Raw genomic sequence first — 19,919 nt, 5'->3', positions numbered from 1 at the left:
TTTTCACGAATTTTTTTTGCTTGCATAGATGTACCCATCAAAACCCTATATGTTCCTTTCCTGCACCCTTGATGCACCCTTCATGTTCCTTTGATGCATGCTTCATACTGCATCCATATAGCTATCACATTCTTTTTGTCCCGCACCGTAATGCATCGCATTGCATCGCAATCCATCGTAATCGAATCACTTTGGAAACCCTGGCTCAGGGATGCAATTCTGCTTTCCATATTCAGCGGAAGAAGAGCCGCTGAAATTTTTCACCTGCGTTTTTCTTCCATCACAGAAGAAAAAGAGGAAATGACTTTCATAAAATCGGAAGATATTAAGGTGAATAAAATTAAAAATCTTCAGGGAGATTCAAAAAAATATGTTTCAATTCCGATTACTGCCGAAATGAAGAAACTTTTATTGAAGTTGGGTTATGATGAAAACAAAAAAACAGAAAAATATATTATAGCTGATTCGGAAAAAATGAAACGTGACACAATGGCTCGGCATTTATGGAGAGCATTCGGGCATTACGCAAAGCAAATCGGTATCAATAAAACTTTCAAATCCCTCCGTAAAACTCACGCCAGCGCACTTGCTGCAAGAATTGGCGCGGAGAACGCAAGGATTATCACCGGACACAGCGCATTAAAAGTTTTGGAGGACCATTACTTCGATAAAAAAGTAATTGGAAAAGTTGCGCAGGATTTCAGCGTATTCGGAAAGGCATCCTGAAATTTCCCCACTCCATTCCCCACTTGTTTCCCCACTCCGTTTCAGTGTTCGGAAAAATGTTTGAGTTCTGGGGTGAATTCTGTGGCATCTACTGGAGTTGAACCAGTGACACACGGATTTTCAGTCCGTGCGCCTTCTCTAAATGCCGATTATTTTTCAAAAAACCAAAGCAAATGTATGCATTTGGTTGTAATGCTTGACATTTTCCCCACTCCATTCCCCACTTCCCACTTTTAAATTAATCCATCCAACTTGCCTTCAAAATGTTTTTCAAGGAACTCGAAATAAAAATAAAAAAATGGACGGAAACATTTTCTGTTTCAGGCGTTGAAATATATTACGGAAATATCAACTGGGATGGAACTATGTCCGATAAATGTCCGATAATGTCCGATAATGTCCGTTATCATTTTAAGCGCTTTTGAGTGAGAATATACCGCGTTCCACGTTTTTCTCCAACTGGTTGTAATATTTTCCGGCTAACTAAGTTTTGCAAATCTCTGTAAAGGGTTTTTTCGGAAACACCGGGTATAAGTTTTACGCATTCTGATAAAGTAATTTTGCCATGCAGTTTTACATGTTGCATTATTTCTTTTTGTCTTGCTGTTAACACATGATAAATCTCTTCTCTTTCTCCCGCTAATTTTAATTTTTCACTTTCAGGTTTACGGAATAGTACATGAAAACCTTCTCCCATTTCTTCGAATACAGGATTAGGTAACCCCGCTTTTCTGCAAGCGTCAAGAATCCGTTTTACTCCTGTTCCATAGCGTTCAATATCTGCGATGTCATAAAGAGCTTGAGCAATATTTTTATTGCGGGGTTTGGATGGATGATCAGGATTTTTAAACATATCCATCGTCATTCCAAAAGGCAATCCTCCGGGATTCCATATTGAAATTCTATCATCATATATTTTTATGAGAATGTCGTTTGTGTCCATATAATCGCGGTGGCAAATTGCATTTATCACAGATTCTCTTAACGCATCAAGCGGATACTCCCATACTTCATCGCGCTGAGCTTTCTTTCCTGTAATTACAAATTCAACATTTATGTTGCGCTCAATAACTGATATGGTTTTATTTATCTGTTCAAAAATATCTCCTTCAATGTAATTATCATCTATGATTTTTGATTCGCCTTTAATTCTTCCGCAGTGTACCCTCGCATGCTTTACAAATTTATTCGGTTCATTACCGAAAAGAAGAATCGCAGACCAAGTCGGTCTATCATCGACAATAAATCCTAATTTCTTTAGCACTTGAAGAGGAGGGTCTGAAAATTTACGCCTTCCTGAAGCAAGGCTTCTCTCCATGTAGAGTTTTACTTTCTTCATGCTGATATCTCTCATCAATGCTTTATGTGCAGGCATGGCATCCCAACTCATGCCAACCGAACCCATGTATATTTCATTCAACTTGTGCAGCGGTAAATTTCTATTGCTGTTAGCTACTCTCAAATAATATTTTCCGCCCACTGAAACAGGTTTCACGTTGGAATTCGGCACTTCAATAACAACTACTGTTTTTTCACCTGCCTTATAAGCACCTATATCAACTATTATTTTGGGATCTGTCCCTTGTGAAATCTGATTCGCCCAATCTTTTAAAGTTTCCTTGCCGATAGTAATTCCACTTGCCGCGCCCTTATTTGTTACACCAATAAGTATTTTTCCTCCGTTACGATTTGCCATCGCCCCGGCAGAAATGAAAACGCCTTCCCTGTCAAAGTTCTGTTTGAACTCAAGCGTTTCACCTTCACCTTGCTTAATAAGTTTGGCGATATTCATCTAAGAAAAATATCGGTAAAGATACGAGTTCATTGTACTTCTTGTTTTTTCCTTTAGCATAGGATTGGGATTCATTAGGAACTTGGAATATGAAATTAAATTTGAAAAAAACAGAAATAATGAAAAGTTGTTTTTTCACGAATGTATGAAATTGTGGGGCAAGGCAATCAGATGAATAAATATTTTAACCCAATGAGTTGTAAATAATTTTACTTTTTTTTCTTCACTGTTTCGGCAAAAGATTTATTCTCAATTTTACTTTCAATCCACGATATAAAATCAAAATCATCCAGAATATTTTTTTCGTGCAGGTCGCTGGAAAGTTTTTCTACTTCCGTTTTTAAAATTTGAAATGCTTTTCTTAATTCTTTTTTATCCGTCATGTTTATCTTCGGCAAAATTCTCTCGAAAAATTTTAACATAAGCGTTTCAAAACGGAATAATCTTTTTTGCCTGAAGAGCGTTCGGTAATTTGATTTTGCAAGATAGGGGAGCAAGTCCTCATTGTGAATTTCATAATGTACCAGCACATAAAAAATTTTCAGAAAACTTTCTAAATCCGCTCTTGTTTTTGATTTGGTGTATATGCTGATTTTATTTAGAAGTTTGAGGCATGTTTTATATTCTTCGTTTCCAAAAAACGCAATCGCCATATTGGTGTGGAGAATACATTTTTGCAGGGAGTTTAATTTAGTTTCATAGTAAGAAAGTTCGTTCAAAATATTTTTTGATTTTTTTGCACCTTCATCAAATCGTCCTGTGTTGTTATAGAAATTAAGGTGATGCACTCCGGAATAATGAAACGCTTTCACTTTTTCATCAATGGTTTTTATTTCCGGCTGAAAGCGCGATAAATCATCAAGATATTTTTTCATCTCATCATATCTTTTCAGTTCGTAGAGCGTATTGAACAAATCATTCAAACTTGATAAGTAAGCATCCGCATTATATTTTTTTCTATTCGGATGCGAGAGAAATAAATTTATTTTCTTTTTTGCGTATGTATAGGCATTTTCATAATCTCCCTTTGAAATAAAATATACAAAGTTGATATGAAAAAAAGTTTTTCTCGCTTCAAAAGGAAGTTCATCAGGAGATTGCTTCAGCAAAGGATGCTTGATAAGTTTTTCTATTTCCTCAAAATCTTTTTTGCTTCGGCTGGTGCCGGTTTTGTTGTAACGAACGATGAGTCGGTACAACAAATCCCTGAGCGATTTTGATTTCTCCTGATGAAAAAGATGTTCCTTCTCTTCCTTCATTATTTTTTCAAGACCTTCGTAATTGAATTGCCGCCATGCGATTTTATATTCAAGATTATTCAACTGCACATTGTGATGATGAAGTTCAAGTTCCCTTGCAAAATTTTTTGCTTTGCGAATTTGCTTACCCGCCACATCAAATAATCCTTTTCGCTGAAGAATTTCAATCTGGCTGATTTGATGGCGCAGAATGCTGTCGGCTGATGATTGCGAATGATAATTATTCAGCGATTGCATTATGAGATTGAAAAGATAATTTTTCAAATAGGGTAATTGTCTTACATATTTTTCTTCTTTCAAAAGTTTTTGTTCATCATATTCTTTTTGCACTTCAATCGCGTCAAAAAGCCTCACATACTTATTTTCATCCCCGATAACATGCCTTTTCGCGAACTTTTTAAAATATGATTTCTCAGCCCCATCCATAGAATGAATTAACCGGAATAAATCATTGGTTCCTTGTTTGGGCATAAATGATTATTTGATTTACCGCACTAAGATACATCATTTCTGACTCCAAAGAATAAATTAAAATTGGTTTGTATTGTTTCTGCCGATGAACGAAATTTGTTCCATAAAATATTTTATTATGAAAGCAAAGACGAAAAATTCTTCCCGTAAAAAAGATAAATCTGCAAGGCATAAAAGCAAATGGTTCAAAGAAATAAAACCAAAGCAGAATGAATATTCTGAAATAGAAACAAATTTTCATAAGAAGAAATTTTTTGTGCGCTTAACTCCATTTCTTATTCTGTTTTTTACTTCATTAACTTTTTTATCCGCTCAACCCAACTGGAACCCCAAAGCAAATTTTCCTGCTTCGCGGGTACACGCAGTTGGATTTTCTATAGGTAATTACGGATACATCGGAACCGGTTATGGTGGCGGAACCGACCATAACGATTTGTGGGAATGGGATAAGTCAACAAATATCTGGACGCAAAAAGCAAGTATGGGCGGCTTTGGAAGGCGTGGAGCCGTTGGATTTTCCATCGGAACGAAAGGATATATCGGAACAGGGGTTGGCGGTCCCGGCAAGATGAACGATTTTTGGGAATGGGATCAATCAACAAATACATGGACGCAGAAAGCAAATGTGGGAGGAGGTTTGAGAGATTATGCGGTTGGATTTTCTGTTGGCAATTACGGATACATCGGAACAGGATTTACAACCAACTATGCAAAAGATTTCTGGCAGTATGACCCTTCAACGGACACTTGGACGCAGAAAGCAAACTTTGGAGGAACCGCAAGATGTTACTCTGTTGGTTTTTTTATTTTGAACAAAGGATATATTGGAACGGGAGAAGACCAAGTTGGTAATACAAATGATTTCTGGGAATACAATCCTTCCAATGATACATGGACACAGAAAGCAAATTTTGCCGGAACAAAAAGAAGAGAAGCGGTAGGTTTTTCCGTAGGAGGGTTGGGCTATCTCGGCACAGGATACGATGGAGGAATTTCAAATCCATCCTGCAAAGATTTTTGGGAATATAATCCCGGAACTGATTCGTGGACGCAGCGACCAAGTTTTGGCGGAGGTCCGAGAATGGATGCCGTAGGTTTTTCTGTCGGCAACTGCGGATACATCGGCACGGGTTGTTTGGACTTGAGCAAAAATCCGTTGAATGATTACTGGGAATATTGTTCCAACTGCACGCTTTCTGCTGCGGCAGTTTCTACAACGGCAACATGCAGCAGCAATAACGGAACCGCCACAGCAAATCCTTCAGGCGGAACTTCGCCTTACACTTACCAGTGGAGCAATGGGCAAACCACACAAACAATTTCAGGGCTTAGTGCGGGAACTTACACAGTGACCATTACGGATGCCAATACTTGCGCTCAAAGCGCAGTGGCAACAATAACTTCCAGCGCGGGACCGAGTGTTACTGCAAATTCAACGGCTACATCCTGCAATGGAAACGGAGGAAGTGCAACGGCTACTGCTTCAGGTGGAAATTCTCCATACACTTATCAGTGGAGCAATGGGCAAACCGCGCAAACTGCTACGGGGCTCAGCGCATCCACTTACACAGTGGTTGTTACCGATGCGAACGGTTGTACAAATGCAACAACTATAAATGTAACTTCAACAACCGGACCGAATGTTTCCGCTACTTCCACGCCTGCGCATTGCTACGCAAATGGAACTGCTACTGCAAATCCTTCGGGTGGAACATCTCCATACACATATCAATGGAGCAGCGGGCAAACTACGCAAACAATTACCGGACTCAACGCAGGAAATTATACAGTGGTAGTTGCAGACGCGAACGGATGCACGCAATCAACTGTTGTGAATGTTACGCAATCTGCCAATGTTGTTTCACTTTCAGTTTCTTCGCAAAATGTTACTACATGCAACGGAGGAAACAATGGTGCTGCTACTGCAAACCCTTCTGGTGGTTCTTCTCCTTACACTTATCAGTGGAACAATGGACAAACTACACAAACTGCAACCGGATTAACGGCAGGAAATTATTCCGTAACTGTTACCGATGCGTATGGATGCAGTGCACAGCAAACAGTTACGATTACTCAACCCACTGCAGTTGCAGCAGCAGTTTTTGCCGACCCGAATATTATTTGCGCGGGCTATCCCGCCTATATGACCGCGAGCGGAGGAGTAAGTTATTCGTGGAACACCGGGCAAACTACTGCAAGCGTTACCGTTTATCCGACTGTTACCACCACCTACACTGTTTGGGTAACCGATGCGAACGGATGCACAGGAACAACAACCATGACAATCATTGTGAATAATTGCAGCACAGGAATTGCAACAATAAATTCTTCATCGCTGCAAACAAGTATTTACCCGAATCCATTCAGCGAAACCGCCACACTACAAATAACGAATGGCGAATTACGAAATATGAATTTGAAAATTTATGATGTAATAGGAAAAGAAATGAATGTTGATATTATTCGTACCCCGATGGCTATCGGGGCGGATTCATTCGTAATTAGCAGGAGCGGGTTGCCTACAGGAATTTATTTTTATAGAATTGTTTCAGAAGGGGAAAATATTGCTGTGGGAAAGTTGGTTGTTCAGTAAAAATGTATAAAACTTTTTTCTCGGATGAAAACAAAAATTATTCTCATCGTCATCACAGTTCTAATCAATCTGCATGATGTATTGCCACAATCCGTTTATTGCCGTCCGTTTGATTTAAGTTATGCTATTCAAGGCGGAAAACAATTGGTGGAAACAGACAGCACCATACTTAATGCCATCGCTGCGTTTTCTCCTACATGGATTGAAAATGTGTTGTTGAATGTCGACCCGCTTCCGTACGACACTTTTCTTATTCAGTTAAAACAAATTACCCCTAATCTGGGTTTTGCATTGGGTAAACCGGCTTATGTTCTGCCAAATGATTCAGCAACCATGATAACTCTTGCAACGAAATATGCCGCGTACACGAAGTGCATTCGTATAGACCATTTTCAGAATTTAGTTCAGTACAGCACCGAAAGCGCTATGCTGAATTTTCTCACCGCCCTTCACAATTTAGGTTTTCAGCATATTGAAAGCAACCCTTGGAAGAAAGCGCCATCGGGAAATCCGTGGATTTATGTAGAGTCAGCGCAAATCGCTATTGACACTGTAACATGGAAAGCCAAAACCGCCCGCATTGATTCCATTCTTCTTAACTCTCCCAACTTAACCATTCTTGCAAACTATGAAAACGCACCGGGACAATTAAAACTTACTTCGCTCGGAGCGGCAGGAAGCATTGCCGCCATGTCGGTCGCTGCCGACAGTCAGAATGTTTCTACTGTTCCTTACCGATTTTTTCCACCCTGGAGTAAAAATTACGATGCATACGCATTAGGCACTTTGACTTGGATTGGACAAAAACTTGACTCGGTGGATGCGTGTTTAACTACAGGTCTGAATGAAATGACGAATGATGAATCAGGAATAACGATTTATCCGAATCCAAGCAGCGGGGAATTTCAAGTGGCAGTTGGCAGTGGCAGCGGCAGTGAATACAAAATTGAAATCTACAATGTGTATGGAGAAAAAATGTATTCAACATTCATCAACAATCATTCATCAATAATCAATCTTGATATTCCAAATGGAATTTATTTTCTGGAATTGAAAACTAAAGACGGAATAGCAATAAAAAAACTAATCATTCAAAAATAATTTTACATCAACAGGATAATGAAAAAACTTTTCTTCACTCTCGCTGTAATAATCTCCCTTCCCTTTGGCAAGGGTTGGGGATGGGTTTCTTTTTCTCAATCCGTTTATTGCCGTCCGTTTAATTTAGGCGGATGCGTGAACCATGCCGGGCAGTGGAAAATGCTTGAAGATTCAGCCACTGTATTCAAAGCCATGCAGGATTCTTTTGCCGTAAAACCAACGATGCTCGTTCAAGTAATCCAGCGAATAGATACGCCTTATTACAATGCCTGGGTTCCGTACATTAATCACATGAAACAAATCACGCCCAATATATTTTTCGGAATTGGTGACGCCACCGACACGCTTACCAATACATCCGTTTACAATCATCGCATCGCCATGCTCACAAAATTCATAAACAACACGAAATGCCTGGCGCTTGAAAATTTTACACAGACAGTACGGCAGACAAACAACGATACTATCATTCTCCAGTATCTTACCGACATGCACAATTTAGGATTTCAGCACATCATGGCTACCGATTACCAGCCGCGCAGCAACTTTCAGCCATGGCCATACATTGATGCGATAATGGTGCCTGTTAATAAACATACTTTGCAGTTGAATATTTCTAAAATGGATACTGACCAACTGTATCAACCCAACGCGCAGATAATTTTGAACTACGAAAATCCAAACGGGGAAAAAAAATTGGATTCTCTGACTAATGCTGCTGCCGTAAATATTATGACAGAAGTTGCCGACTCTCAGAATTTGAGTATTCCATCTTATAAATGGATGCCTGTGTGGAGTTCAATTTACGATGCTTATCAGAAAGGAACGCTGAAATGGATGGCGCAAAAACTTTCTCAAATAGATTCCTGCAGCAGTGCGGTTTCCGTGGAGCAACTTACGAATGAACAATCTCTCTTTTCGATTTCACCAAATCCCTCCTCCGGCATTTTTCAAATACAAGCGGCAGGAGGCAGCGGCAGTGAATACAAAATCGAAATTTATAATTTGCTTGGAGAAAAAGTATTTTCTAAAATCGTAAACAGTAAACTTGAAACAGTAAACTTGAACGAAGTGAGCGGAATTTATTTTTATCGAATCGTTTCGGAAGAAAAAAATATTGCTGTCGGGAAATTGATCGTTCAGCAGTAATGGCGCAAAATAAATATCTTTATTCTGCCATACTATTTTTGAATGTTAAGAAATTTTTTCCTCTCATTTTTTCTTTTCCCTGTTTTCTGCAGCGGGCAAACTTTTTATGATTCCACTTATACGCACATTCCCGATACTTCCACCATTCTCATTCCCATAAATGTTTCGGGGCTGCCTTCGCAAATAAATTCTTCCTTCGGACTTTCTTCCGTTTGCATAAACATCACTCATTCCTTCGATGCCGATTTGGTAATTCGTCTTCAATCGCCCGATGGAAGTTTAATCACGCTTGCCGGAGGAGTGGGGATGAACGGGCAAAATTTTCTGAACACTTGTTTTGCAATGAACGGTTCATCTTTTATTGCAAGCGGCACGGCTCCTTTCACAGGAACTTTTATTCCGCAGCAATCTTTAAACATAAAGAACAACGGACAAAATCCCAATGGCAACTGGATTCTTTGGGTGAGCGACACATATTTTTCCGATACCGGTTCGTATCATAATTGCAGCATAACTTTTTCAGTAAATCCTCCTGCTGACCAACCCGCTCCTCCGATTGTTTGCAATTATTGTTCTTGTCAAAATATTTCTGATACCTGCGACTTATTTCCTGACATGACAGCTTCCGCGCTTTGCATTCAGCAATTTCATACGGAATATACCGGCTACATCACTCTTGCAAACGCTACTCCGAATGTCGGAAGGGGTCCGTTGGAAGCGCACGGAATTGACAGTTGCTTTTGCGATACGGTTCCCATTCCCTGCAATGCGCCTTGCGCGGGACAGTTGAAACACATAGTGGTTCAGAAAATTTATCAGCGGCACGGAAGCGATACACTTTCTTCATACAACCACACCGCAGGCAAAATGATTTTTCATCCTGCGCACCAGCATTTGCATGTTGACCATTGGAGCGATTTTTCTTTGCGCGTGCAAACTTCAAATGCCGATGCAACTACATGGCCCGTTGTGGGAAATTCCACCAAGCAAAGTTTTTGCCTGATGAACGATGATAACTGCACGGCAGATTCCGGTTATTGCAAAGACAGTTTGGGAAATGTTCTTACACTGGCAAACATTCCGAATTCAGGATTTGGGTTTTACTCCGGCTGCGGGCTTGACCAGGGAATTTATGGCGGCTATCTTGATATTTACGATGAAGCGTTGAACGACCCGATTATTTTGAATAATATTTGCGATGGAACTTATTACATTGTTTCCATTACCAATCCCGAAAAAAGTTTTCTGGAATCGGATTACAGCAACAACTGGGCGGCAGTTCCCATTACATTGACAAAACAAAATTCTCCTTCGGGAACCGCTTCATTCAACTATGTTCAGAATGGATTGCAGATTATTTTCACAAACACTTCTCTAACAGGAAATACATATCTCTGGAATTTTGGCGATGGAAACTGGGATACAACTTACAGCCCCATTCATACTTATTCCGCCATTGGGACATACACGGTTACGCTTGTTTCACTCAATCAATGCTACACGCTCACTTCGCAAGTTGTTGCACTAACTGGCATAAATGAATATTCACAGCAGGGTTTGAATTTGCGTATTTACCAAAACCCTATTACAGAAAATTCATTCATCACTTATTACCTGCCCGAAAAAACTTTTGTGAAGGTCAGCATTTCAGATGTTCTCGGAAAAGAAATTGCAGTTCTCTTAAATGAATTTCAGCAGATGGAACTACAAAAATATTCTTTGAAAAATATTTCTCTTACTAAAGGAATTTATTTCCTCAATCTCATAACTGAAAATAGAAATACTTCAGTTAAGTTTGTAGTTATTCGTTAGGCATTTCTTTTCTTTCCTTTTTCCGACTCCAAAGAATAACAAAAAGTTGGTTTGGTTATTACATGCGCAAGAGCGAAATTTGTATTCATAAACATTTAAAACCATTTAACATGAAAAAACTCTACGCTCTTTCATTTTCTCTCTTTCTTGCTGCCAACTGCCTGTCGCCAACTATTTCTTTCGCAGGCGTAATCGGCAATGATACAACCATCACGATAAATCAAATCCCGTTGATTAACGGAACAATGTCCTCCACCGTTACGGTGATTTTTCCGGATACAAATTTCAAGTACGAGCAAATCCTGCTGCACTATTCTCTCACCATGCCATCGGCAGGATGGGACCCGTACGACAGAATCGGAGATGTTACCTCAACAAAAAACGGACAGTCCGTTGAAATCGCCCGCATCATGACGCCATTCAGCAAGGCGTGCGGATGGACGGTGGATGTTACGGATTTTCGTCCCGTTCTTGCAGGAAGCATTGACCTCTCTCCTTTCATTCTTTACTATGTAACTTCCGGTTCGCAGAAAGGATATTTGGTAAACATTTCTTTTGATTTCAAAGGAGGAAATCCAAAAAAGGAAGCGTACAAAATTCAAAACCTCTGGGATAATAATGTGTTGAACGACCGATGGGAATATGGCTGTTACATTCATAAAATTTCCGACTCCATTGCACCAAAACAAATTACGATTGATGCAGGTGCCGATTCAGTGAAAGTGAATGTGAACATGAGCGGTCACGGAGAATTCAACACGGATAACTGCGGAGAGTTCTGCAGCAAACTTCACTCGCTGCGTATAGATTCCAACTACACTTTCAATAATACTTTGTGGCGTTCAGATTGCGGTTCCAATCCCTGCAGCCCGCAGAGCGGAACATGGCAATACAACCGTGCCGGATGGTGTCCCGGCTCGCAAACAAATCCGTGGAAAGTGGACATCACGCAATATGCTCCGAAAGGAAATACTATCTGGATTGAGTACTGGCCTCAGCAATATCATAACTTTTGCAGTCCCGATGACAGCAGTTGTGCAAGTAATGTTGCCAATAATTGCAATCCTTATTACTCAACTTACGGAAGCGGTTGCGCTTACACCAACGGGCACACGCAGCCGTTTTTCTTTATGCACTCACAAATTATTTACTACAAGAATCTTTTGTTTGCTTCTGGTGTAAACGAAATTTCGGATAATAAATTACGATTCACCGTTTTCCCAAATCCATCGCTTGACGGAGAAATAAATGTTCAGTGTTCAGGAATAACAAACGCAAAAATTGAACTGCTCAATGAACTGGGGCAAGTTGTTTTTTCCACCACAATGAACCGGGAGCAGCAAACCATTGTGCCGAAAGTTGAAAACGGATTATACATGCTGAAAATATCAGAAGGCATAAAAACAGGCATGAAAAAAATTATGCTCTTATCAAATTAAATTAAAATTCCTTCAATGCAAAAACTTTACGCAAAACATTCTATCGCCATTTTATTCCGGACTCGGCTTTTAATTGTCTGTTGTCTGTTGTCTGCTGCCTGCTGTTTTTCCCAAAGCGTTCCGAAAATTCAAGGACCCTTGCAAGTTTACCGGATGGCGGCAGGATATTGTTACAACAACACAAGCGGCACCGATTCTCTTCCCATTCAGGATGAATTCAAGTTTGGTGAATTAGGAATCGGAAACTGGAATGGCGATAACGGATTATCTTTTCTTCAGGAAATAGATTCCTGCGCGCAATGGAAAACAAACCGCGCTTTCGGAATTATTGTTCCGCCATCGGAAGGTGGCGTTCTTAACACGCCAGCCGACACCGCGCTTTACTCTCCTTATCCGCAAAGCGGAAGCGGGGAAATTCAGGCGGGGCAGCGGTTTTCGCGCCTCTCTCAACTTTACGGAGGAATTTGCGGAGGATACATTGATGATTTTCCGGGCGACACTTCAATGGCGCATAAAGTGCGCGATGCGTTACGGGGAAAATATGTGGATGCAAACGGAAATGTTCACAGCGACAGCATTGCGCACACTCCGTATAATAAATTGTTTGTTGTCAAATACAGCACCACCATTCAACCCTCGTGGATGCCGGTGATTGACGGAATTTCCCTCTGGCATTATGGAAATCAATCTTCCGTTTACACCAGCACCGATACTTACATCAATCAACTGCGGGTAAATTTTCCCGGCAAGGAAATTCATATCGGCATTTATGTGGATTGGGGAGCAGGACCAAGTTATAGTTGGGCGTCTCCCGCTTCGTTTCAATATATGCTGCAGCATGGCTTGAACCGCTATGATGACGGAGACATTAACGGCATTCAATTGTTTCAGGGATATTGGTTAGTGAAACCGCACACTTCATTGAGCATCTGGAATCAGTATTCATTTATACCGAATCTTGACTCGCTGTATTATCCTTTTCTCGGAATGGGAGAAGGAAAAATTCTGGATTGCTCCAGCGGAAATCCGCTAAGCGATGTTTTTCTCCGCGTGTATTGCAAGGGAAGAGTTTCGGGCGATACGCTGTTCCGAAGCAGACAAAAAACCGATTCAAATGGAAATTATCAATTTGGTTTGTGGGCAGGAAACCGAACAACCGACTCCACTCAATATTGGCTTATCGCTGAAAAATCCGGTTACATTAACGATACCGTTTTCTTCTGGATAAAACGGCTTGACACTACTTTCATTCCCACTATTTCTCTTTGCCCGCTCAATGCAGCAGTGAATGAATTTACGAATGATGAATTACGACTTTCAATTTATCCGAATCCGTGTAAAGGCAATTTAAGAGTAACGATTAATGATTTAAGATTTATAAATTCAGAGTTGGAGATTTATAATGTACTTGGAGGGAAAGTGTATTCAGAAAAAATCATTAATCAAAAATCACTAATCATTAATCTCGATGTTCCCAACGGAATTTATTTTCTGAAGGTGAATGAAGAAGCAAAAAGCATTGTGAAAAAAATAATAATCAACAACTGATTTTCACCAACGAATTCGTGCTGACAATTTTACGCAGCATGAATTAACTTTACATCACGGCTCTTAATGGCAAACGGACACAGCAGAAAAAAAAGCAAGCAGCGCAAAGACGGAAAACTTATTGCTTACGCGGCAAAGCGAATAAGAATGGTGCGTAAAGCAAACGGCATTACGCAGGAACAACTGGAAGACAAAACCGGAATTAAAATTTCAAGATGCGAATCCGGCAAATACGATATGACGCTGACCACGCTCGGAATCCTGAGCAGACATCTTGGAGTTGAGCCGTGGCAATTATTGAAATGAAACTTTTTTGACGCTTGCAGAGTATAAGTGAACATGAGCAACCATTCACTTTTAGAAACCATAGAAAAACAAATAAGCGACATAGAAGGAAAATTGCAAAAGCAAATGAAAGAGCCGAACAATTCAAATGCTGCTGATATAAAAGAGTGGCTGAAATTTCTGCACGAGAAAAGAAAAGAAATAATGAAAAGAAGCAACGAGGAATAAAAACTTTTTACGATGAAAAAAATAAATTATCCGAACAGCAATCGGTACTTTTGCAAAAAGCAGAAAAATAAACCAAAGGCAGTTGAAAATCCGAAAATGATTACACAGATTTCAGAAACGATTACACAGATAAAACAGCCGAAATATAATTGGTGTAATCGTGTCTTTTTTCGGAAATATGTGTAATCTTAGTATAAAAATGAAACCGCTAAAGCGAGCATGCTTTCATCTTTAACAGCCGTGCCTGCCGGCAGGCAGGGAACAATTCCTACTCTAACGGGAACGCTTCCTGCTTTAATGGGAACACTTCCCGCTTCAACAGGAACGCTTCCCGCTTCAATATTTTGCTTGCCGATGTCAATATTCTGCCTGCTGATGTCAATATTCTGCCTGCTGATGTCAATATTCTGCCTGCTGATGTCAATATTCTGCTTGCCGATGTCAATATTCTGCTTGCCGATGTCAATAGGCAGAGAAAATATAGTGATAGGCAACTACAAGTTGCTGATAGGAAATGCAGAAATCTTCAAATTTTTCAATAGACCTCTTTCATAATTCAATTTTTTTGTCACCGCACATAAACAACATATGCATAAAATGCCGCAGAAAAATAGCACTTGGAAAGAAGCAGCAGCGAATGAAAAAACTGAAATTCAAACAGTGAAACAAATTCTACTTTTCGCCATCGCCCTCTGTGCAGTATTTCTTTCCCCCTCCCTTTGGGAGGGCGGGGGCGGGCTTTTCTCCCAGGTTTACATCAACGATAATTTCAGCACGGGCTTGCAGGGCTGGGCATTTGTTCAAAGCGGCTGCACCAATGAAAGTAACCTTGTTTGGCAGGGCACAACCGATGCCGCTACGGGAGGCAATGCTCCGCCTTCGGCAAATATTTTTAAGACATGCACGAGTTGCTGCGGTGCGGGCAACTGCTGGTACAATGGCGCGTGCAAAACAAACGGCACGGGCAACTGCACTCCTCCTTCGGGAGCAATTTGTTCCAATGCGATCGGCTCGCCCTGCTCTTACTATCTTTTTAAAACAGTAACATTTTCTCCTATGGCATACCAGTTCACGCTCACTTTCAAATGGAGAGCGGGTTCTAATTTAAATTCGAGTACAGTAACGAACGCCCAACTCACAGTAATAAATAATGACAACAGCACCAACATTGCTTCCACCAATTTGGTTTCGGGAGGAACTTATGATACGGGCTGGCTCATTTACACAAATACTTTTTCCGTTTGCGGTGGCGTCAACTCTGTTACTGTTAGAATTGGCGGATGGGACAGTTGGACTCAAACTCCCTGGTGCCACAACATCTGGCTTGATGATGCAAACTTAACTGTAACACAAACAGGAACAGGAATGCCCGTGGCAACTGCCGGACCGAATGTTTCCATCTGCCCCGCGCAATCCACCACGCTCAGTTCAAGCGGAGGAACGGGTTATATATGGAGTCCTTCATCGGGATTGAGCAATCCGAATATTTCAAATCCAGTTGCAACGCCAACGGCAACCACGACTTACACGGTTACAGTTTCAAATGTTTGCGGTTCAAGCACAGCATCCACCTCCGTAACTTTGTATCCTAATCCTTCTCCATCCATCAGCGGAGGCACAACATTATGCAGCGGGCAAAGCACCACGCTCACCGCGAGCGGAGGAAATTCTTATAGTTGGATTCCATCGGGGCAAACTACTACGAACATTGTTGTAAGCCCGACTACCAACACAACTTATACTGTGATTGCTACAAGCGTAAACGGATGCACTGCTTCTGCAACTTCTGCAATAAATGTTTCATCATTGCCGAATCCAATCATCAGCGGAAACACAACATTGTGCAGCGGGCAAAGTTCAACGCTTACCGCCAGCGGAGGAAATTCTTATAGTTGGCTCCCATCGGGACAAAATGCCACGAGCATTGTTGTGAATCCAACAACTAATACAACTTACACAGTAATTGCAGCGAATGCAAACGGATGTACAAACACTGCTGCTGTCACAACTACTGTAAATTCTTTACCAACTCCATCCATTACCGGAAATACAAATCTCTGCAACGGACAAAGCGCAACGCTAACCGCAAGCGGAGGAAATTCTTATAGTTGGATTCCTGTTGGACAAACCACTTCAAGTATTATAGTAACTCCTACCGCGAACACAACTTACACAGTGATTGCAACGAATGTGAATGGTTGCACTAACTCAGCAACAGTTGCTGTAACAGTTGGAGCAATCACTGCAACCATTTCCGGCAATTCAATAATTTGTTTGGGGCAAAATGCAACGCTCACCGCGAGCGGTGGAATAAATTATTCGTGGAACACAGGAGCAACAACCACTTCAATTACTGCCGCTGCTACTGCCACTGCCACTTATTCGGTCATTGCTACAAACGCCAGCGGGTGCACAGGAACAGCAACTTTCGTAGTCAATGTAAATCCTCTGCCGAATGTTTCTATCACCGGTGCAAACACAATTTGTTCAGGCGCGAGCGAAACGCTTACGGCAAGCGGAGGAATAAATTATTCGTGGAACACAGGAGCGACTTCTTCTTCAATTATTATTTCTCCAACTTCCACAACAAATTATTCAGTTACGGTTACGGATGTAAACGGATGCTCTGCTTCTGCCGCTGCTACTGCAACTGTTTTCCCTTCTCCCGCAATAATTATCAGCGGAATAAATTTGATTTGCAATGGAAGCGCGGTAACGCTTACGGCAAGCGGTGGAAATAATTATTCGTGGAGCAATGGCGCAACAACTTCTTCCATCATCGTTACAACTGCAGGAACTTATTCTGTAATCGGAACAAATGCGAATGGATGCACGGGCATTTCAACGCAAACAGTTTCTCCAACTTCTGCTCCCGTTGCAAATATTTTTGGAAATAGTCCGCTCTGCGCAGGGCAAACTATTTCACTCACCGCATCCGGAGGAAATTCTTATTCATGGAACACAGGGCAAACTACTTCTTCCATCACTGCCACAGCAACCGCAACGACAACTTACTCCGTGATTGTTTCCAACGGAATCTGCGCAGACGATACGAGCATTACGGTTATTGTGAATCCGAATCCATCGGGAAATATTATTCCTCCATCCGATACAATCAATTTAGGAGGAAGCGCAACGCTCACCGCATCGGGCGGCACAAATTATTCGTGGAGCAATGGAAGCACTGCAAGCATAATTACGGTGAGTCCGACAGTTACCACCACGTACACAGTTTTTATTTGCGATGCGAATGGCTGCTGCGATGTTGTTCCGGTTACAGTTTATGTGGAAATAAATTGCGGAGAACTTTTCGTGCCAAACGCTTTTTCTCCCAATGGCGATACAAAGAATGATGTGCTGTATGTGCGGAATAGTTGCATCAAAGAAATGGAATTTATTATTTACAACCGATGGGGGCAGGAAGTTTTTCGTTCAACAAATCCCGCAAACGGATGGGATGGAAATGTGAATGGAAAGCCCGCGCAAACGGCAGTGTTCGCTTATTATCTTCACGCAGTTTTCCTCAGCGGAAAAGATGAAACAAAGCAAGGAACAGTTACGCTGCTGAGATAATTGTTATTGTTGTTTCTTTGCAGAAGATTTTTTTCTATGCGCTTTCCCTTCCTCATATCCTCAGCATTCTTCGTTTTGATTTTTTTCTCCTGTAACAATAATTTTAAAAACAGAAATGAAGTTGTTGTTCATTTGCTCGCTGCGCCCGAAATGCTCAACCCAATCAATTATTCTGATTCCAAGTCAGGGCAAATTATCAATCATATTTTTCAGCGGCTGATGGATGTGGATTATCGCCAACCTGAAAACTTTGTTCCTGTTCTTTCCGAAAGCCGTCCGCAAGTAGAAAAAACTTCAGATGGAAAAATGTTAATCACTTATCACCTTCGCAAAGAAGCGCGTTGGGATAACGGAACGCCTGTTACTGCAAAAGATGTTGAGTTTACTTTCAAGACGGTTAAATGTCCGCTGGTAAATAATCAAAATGCAAAATCTTATTTTGATTTCATAAGTGATTTCAAACTTTATGCAGAGGACCCGCTTAAGTTTACAATTATATCCAACAAAATTTATTTTCTCGCTGAAGCCGCGAGCGCGGATGCTCCTATTATCCCTGAATATTTTTATGACCCGAAAAGATTGATGAGAAATTTTACCCTGAAACAAATTGCTGAAGAAGGAGAAAAATTAAAAAAGAATGAGAAGATGAAAGAGTTTGCCGGTGATTTCAATTCAGAAAAAAGAATGCGCGACCCTGGGTTTATCAGCGGGAGCGGAGCGTATAAATTTTCGCAGTGGAAAACCAATGAAAGAATTGTTCTCGAAAAAAAAGAAAACTGGTGGGGAGATAAATTAGAAAAAGAAAACTGTTACTTTGAAGCATATCCCGACAAACTTATTTATCAAATCATCAAAGACCAAACAACCGCCATTGTTTCGCTAAAGGCAGGAAATCTTGATGTAATGAATTCTATCAAGTCAAAAGATTTTGTTGAACTAAATAATTCTGAAAAGTTCACAGAAAACTTCAATGCCTATAATCCAATGATGTATGCATACAGTTATATTGCTATCAACACAAAAAATCCTTTGCTTGCAGATAAACTTACCCGGCAGGCATTAGTTCATCTTGTAGATGTAGATAAAATGATTCAAGCAATCAAATACGGACAGGCACAGCGCGTGATTGGACCTGTTCATCCTTCAAAGAAAAAAGAATACAACAGTGAACTTGTGCCTTACGATTATAATATTGGTAAAACAAAAAAACTTTTGGAAGAATCAGGATGGAAAAATACAAATGGAGACGAAACACTTGATAAGATTATTGATGGAAAGCATACCGAATTCATTATTGATTTTTTGTACAATGCAGAATCGGATGAGCGAAAATCAATCGCTTTGATGTTTCAGCAGGAAGCAAAAAAAATAGGCATACAAGTAAATATAATCAGTGTTGAATTTGCAATTTACATTCAGCGATGTAAAAACCACGAGTTTGATTTAACAACGGGTCAGTTGCTTTCCGGTCCAACTCCTGATGATTTCAAACAAACATTTCATAGCGAATCAACAAACAATAAAGGAGCAAATTATACTAACTTTTGCAATGCGGAATGCGATGCAGTTATTGACTCCATACGAACTGAATTGAATGAAAATAAACGGGCAATCATGTACAAGCGTTTTCAAAAAATTTTATATGATGAAGTACCCATTATTTTTCTTTGGGCGCCAACTGAACGGATTGCCATTCACAAAAGATTCAGCAATGTGTATCCATCAGTAATGCGTCCGGGATTTTGGGAGGCGGGATTTAGTTTAGTAAAGACAAATTAAAAGACACATCCCGTAATTTCCCCGCGGTTCTCCGCAATCGTCCCTAATCCTCCGAAATCCGTGCAAGGTGACCTTTACTAAAATAACTATACAGTTGTGATTGGTTTTACTGGAATAGTTATACACTATTGTTTCGTTACACGGATATGGCTATACAATTTTTG

Annotated in this window: 15 protein-coding genes and 1 tRNA gene; 12 read left to right on the top strand and 4 right to left on the bottom strand. The window is 40.6% G+C overall.

Annotated features, from left to right (window positions below; all coding sequences use genetic code 11):
* The first annotated feature begins 150 nt into the window (after nt 1-150).
* On the top strand, nt 151-726 hold the full coding sequence (locus HY063_12500) for a tyrosine-type recombinase/integrase (GenBank protein MBI3502602.1): 576 nt from the start codon (nt 151-153) through the stop codon (nt 724-726).
* An 82-nt stretch (nt 727-808) separates the two neighbouring features.
* On the opposite strand, the gene HY063_12495 is transcribed toward HY063_12500, so the two are convergent.
* Nucleotides 809-873 (bottom strand) — tRNA-OTHER (locus tag HY063_12495).
* Nucleotides 874-989: 116 nt separating this feature from the next.
* Here HY063_12495 and HY063_12490 point away from each other — a divergent pair.
* Complete coding sequence (locus tag HY063_12490; protein ID MBI3502601.1) at nt 990-1,151, top strand: hypothetical protein; 162 nt, start codon at nt 990-992, stop codon at nt 1,149-1,151.
* Here the strand turns inward: HY063_12490 and HY063_12485 are convergent.
* Entirely contained in the window at nt 1,133-2,518 is a 1,386-nt protein-coding gene (locus HY063_12485; GenBank protein MBI3502600.1) for a putative DNA binding domain-containing protein, read from the bottom strand. The genes HY063_12490 and HY063_12485 overlap by 19 nt on opposite strands.
* Nucleotides 2,519-2,727: 209 nt before the next feature.
* Entirely contained in the window at nt 2,728-4,248 is a 1,521-nt protein-coding gene (locus HY063_12480; GenBank protein ID MBI3502599.1) for a hypothetical protein, read from the bottom strand.
* A gap of 118 nt (nt 4,249-4,366) precedes the next feature.
* Between HY063_12480 and HY063_12475 the strand changes: the two genes are divergently transcribed.
* The 8 genes from HY063_12475 to HY063_12440 all read left to right on the top strand — a co-directional run bounded on the left by HY063_12475 (nt 4,367) and on the right by HY063_12440 (nt 14,403).
* Complete coding sequence (locus HY063_12475; GenBank protein MBI3502598.1) at nt 4,367-6,841, top strand: T9SS type A sorting domain-containing protein; 2,475 nt, start codon at nt 4,367-4,369, stop codon at nt 6,839-6,841.
* Between the two features lie 24 nt (nt 6,842-6,865).
* Nucleotides 6,866-7,942, top strand: coding sequence for a T9SS type A sorting domain-containing protein (locus HY063_12470; protein MBI3502597.1), 1,077 nt, complete (start codon nt 6,866-6,868; stop codon nt 7,940-7,942).
* 18 nt (nt 7,943-7,960) lie between these two features.
* Complete coding sequence (locus tag HY063_12465) at nt 7,961-9,091, top strand: T9SS type A sorting domain-containing protein (GenBank protein MBI3502596.1); 1,131 nt, start codon at nt 7,961-7,963, stop codon at nt 9,089-9,091.
* Nucleotides 9,092-9,133: 42 nt separating this feature from the next.
* A complete protein-coding gene (locus HY063_12460; protein MBI3502595.1) occupies nt 9,134-10,903 on the top strand; it encodes a T9SS type A sorting domain-containing protein in 1,770 nt (589 codons plus the stop codon).
* Nucleotides 10,904-11,013: 110 nt separating this feature from the next.
* A complete protein-coding gene (locus HY063_12455; protein ID MBI3502594.1) occupies nt 11,014-12,342 on the top strand; it encodes a T9SS type A sorting domain-containing protein in 1,329 nt (442 codons plus the stop codon).
* 15 nt (nt 12,343-12,357) lie between these two features.
* Nucleotides 12,358-13,890 carry a T9SS type A sorting domain-containing protein gene (locus HY063_12450; GenBank protein ID MBI3502593.1) on the top strand — a complete coding sequence of 511 codons (1,533 nt, stop codon included), beginning with the start codon at nt 12,358-12,360 and terminating at the stop codon, nt 13,888-13,890.
* Between the two features lie 66 nt (nt 13,891-13,956).
* A complete protein-coding gene (locus tag HY063_12445) occupies nt 13,957-14,196 on the top strand; it encodes a helix-turn-helix transcriptional regulator (GenBank protein MBI3502592.1) in 240 nt (79 codons plus the stop codon).
* Between the two features lie 33 nt (nt 14,197-14,229).
* Entirely contained in the window at nt 14,230-14,403 is a 174-nt protein-coding gene (locus HY063_12440; protein MBI3502591.1) for a hypothetical protein, read from the top strand.
* A 188-nt stretch (nt 14,404-14,591) separates the two neighbouring features.
* Here HY063_12440 and HY063_12435 read toward each other — a convergent pair whose 3' ends face one another.
* Nucleotides 14,592-14,897 (bottom strand): hypothetical protein, encoded by a 306-nt coding sequence (locus tag HY063_12435; GenBank protein ID MBI3502590.1) that lies wholly within the window; start codon nt 14,895-14,897, stop codon nt 14,592-14,594.
* Nucleotides 14,898-15,000: 103 nt separating this feature from the next.
* On the opposite strand from HY063_12435, the gene HY063_12430 reads away from it, so the two are divergent.
* Both HY063_12430 and HY063_12425 read left to right on the top strand, forming a co-directional pair.
* Nucleotides 15,001-17,976 (top strand): gliding motility-associated C-terminal domain-containing protein, encoded by a 2,976-nt coding sequence (locus HY063_12430; GenBank protein ID MBI3502589.1) that lies wholly within the window; start codon nt 15,001-15,003, stop codon nt 17,974-17,976.
* A 36-nt stretch (nt 17,977-18,012) separates the two neighbouring features.
* Nucleotides 18,013-19,755, top strand: coding sequence for a hypothetical protein (locus tag HY063_12425; GenBank protein ID MBI3502588.1), 1,743 nt, complete (start codon nt 18,013-18,015; stop codon nt 19,753-19,755).
* The last annotated feature ends 164 nt before the right edge of the window (nt 19,756-19,919 follow it).

It is taken from the genome of Bacteroidota bacterium (genome assembly GCA_016195025.1).
GTDB lineage: Bacteria > Bacteroidota > Bacteroidia > Palsa-948 > Palsa-948 > Palsa-948.
The sequence above is the reverse complement of the archived record's forward strand: the minus strand, read 5'-3'. Positions and strand labels throughout refer to the sequence as shown.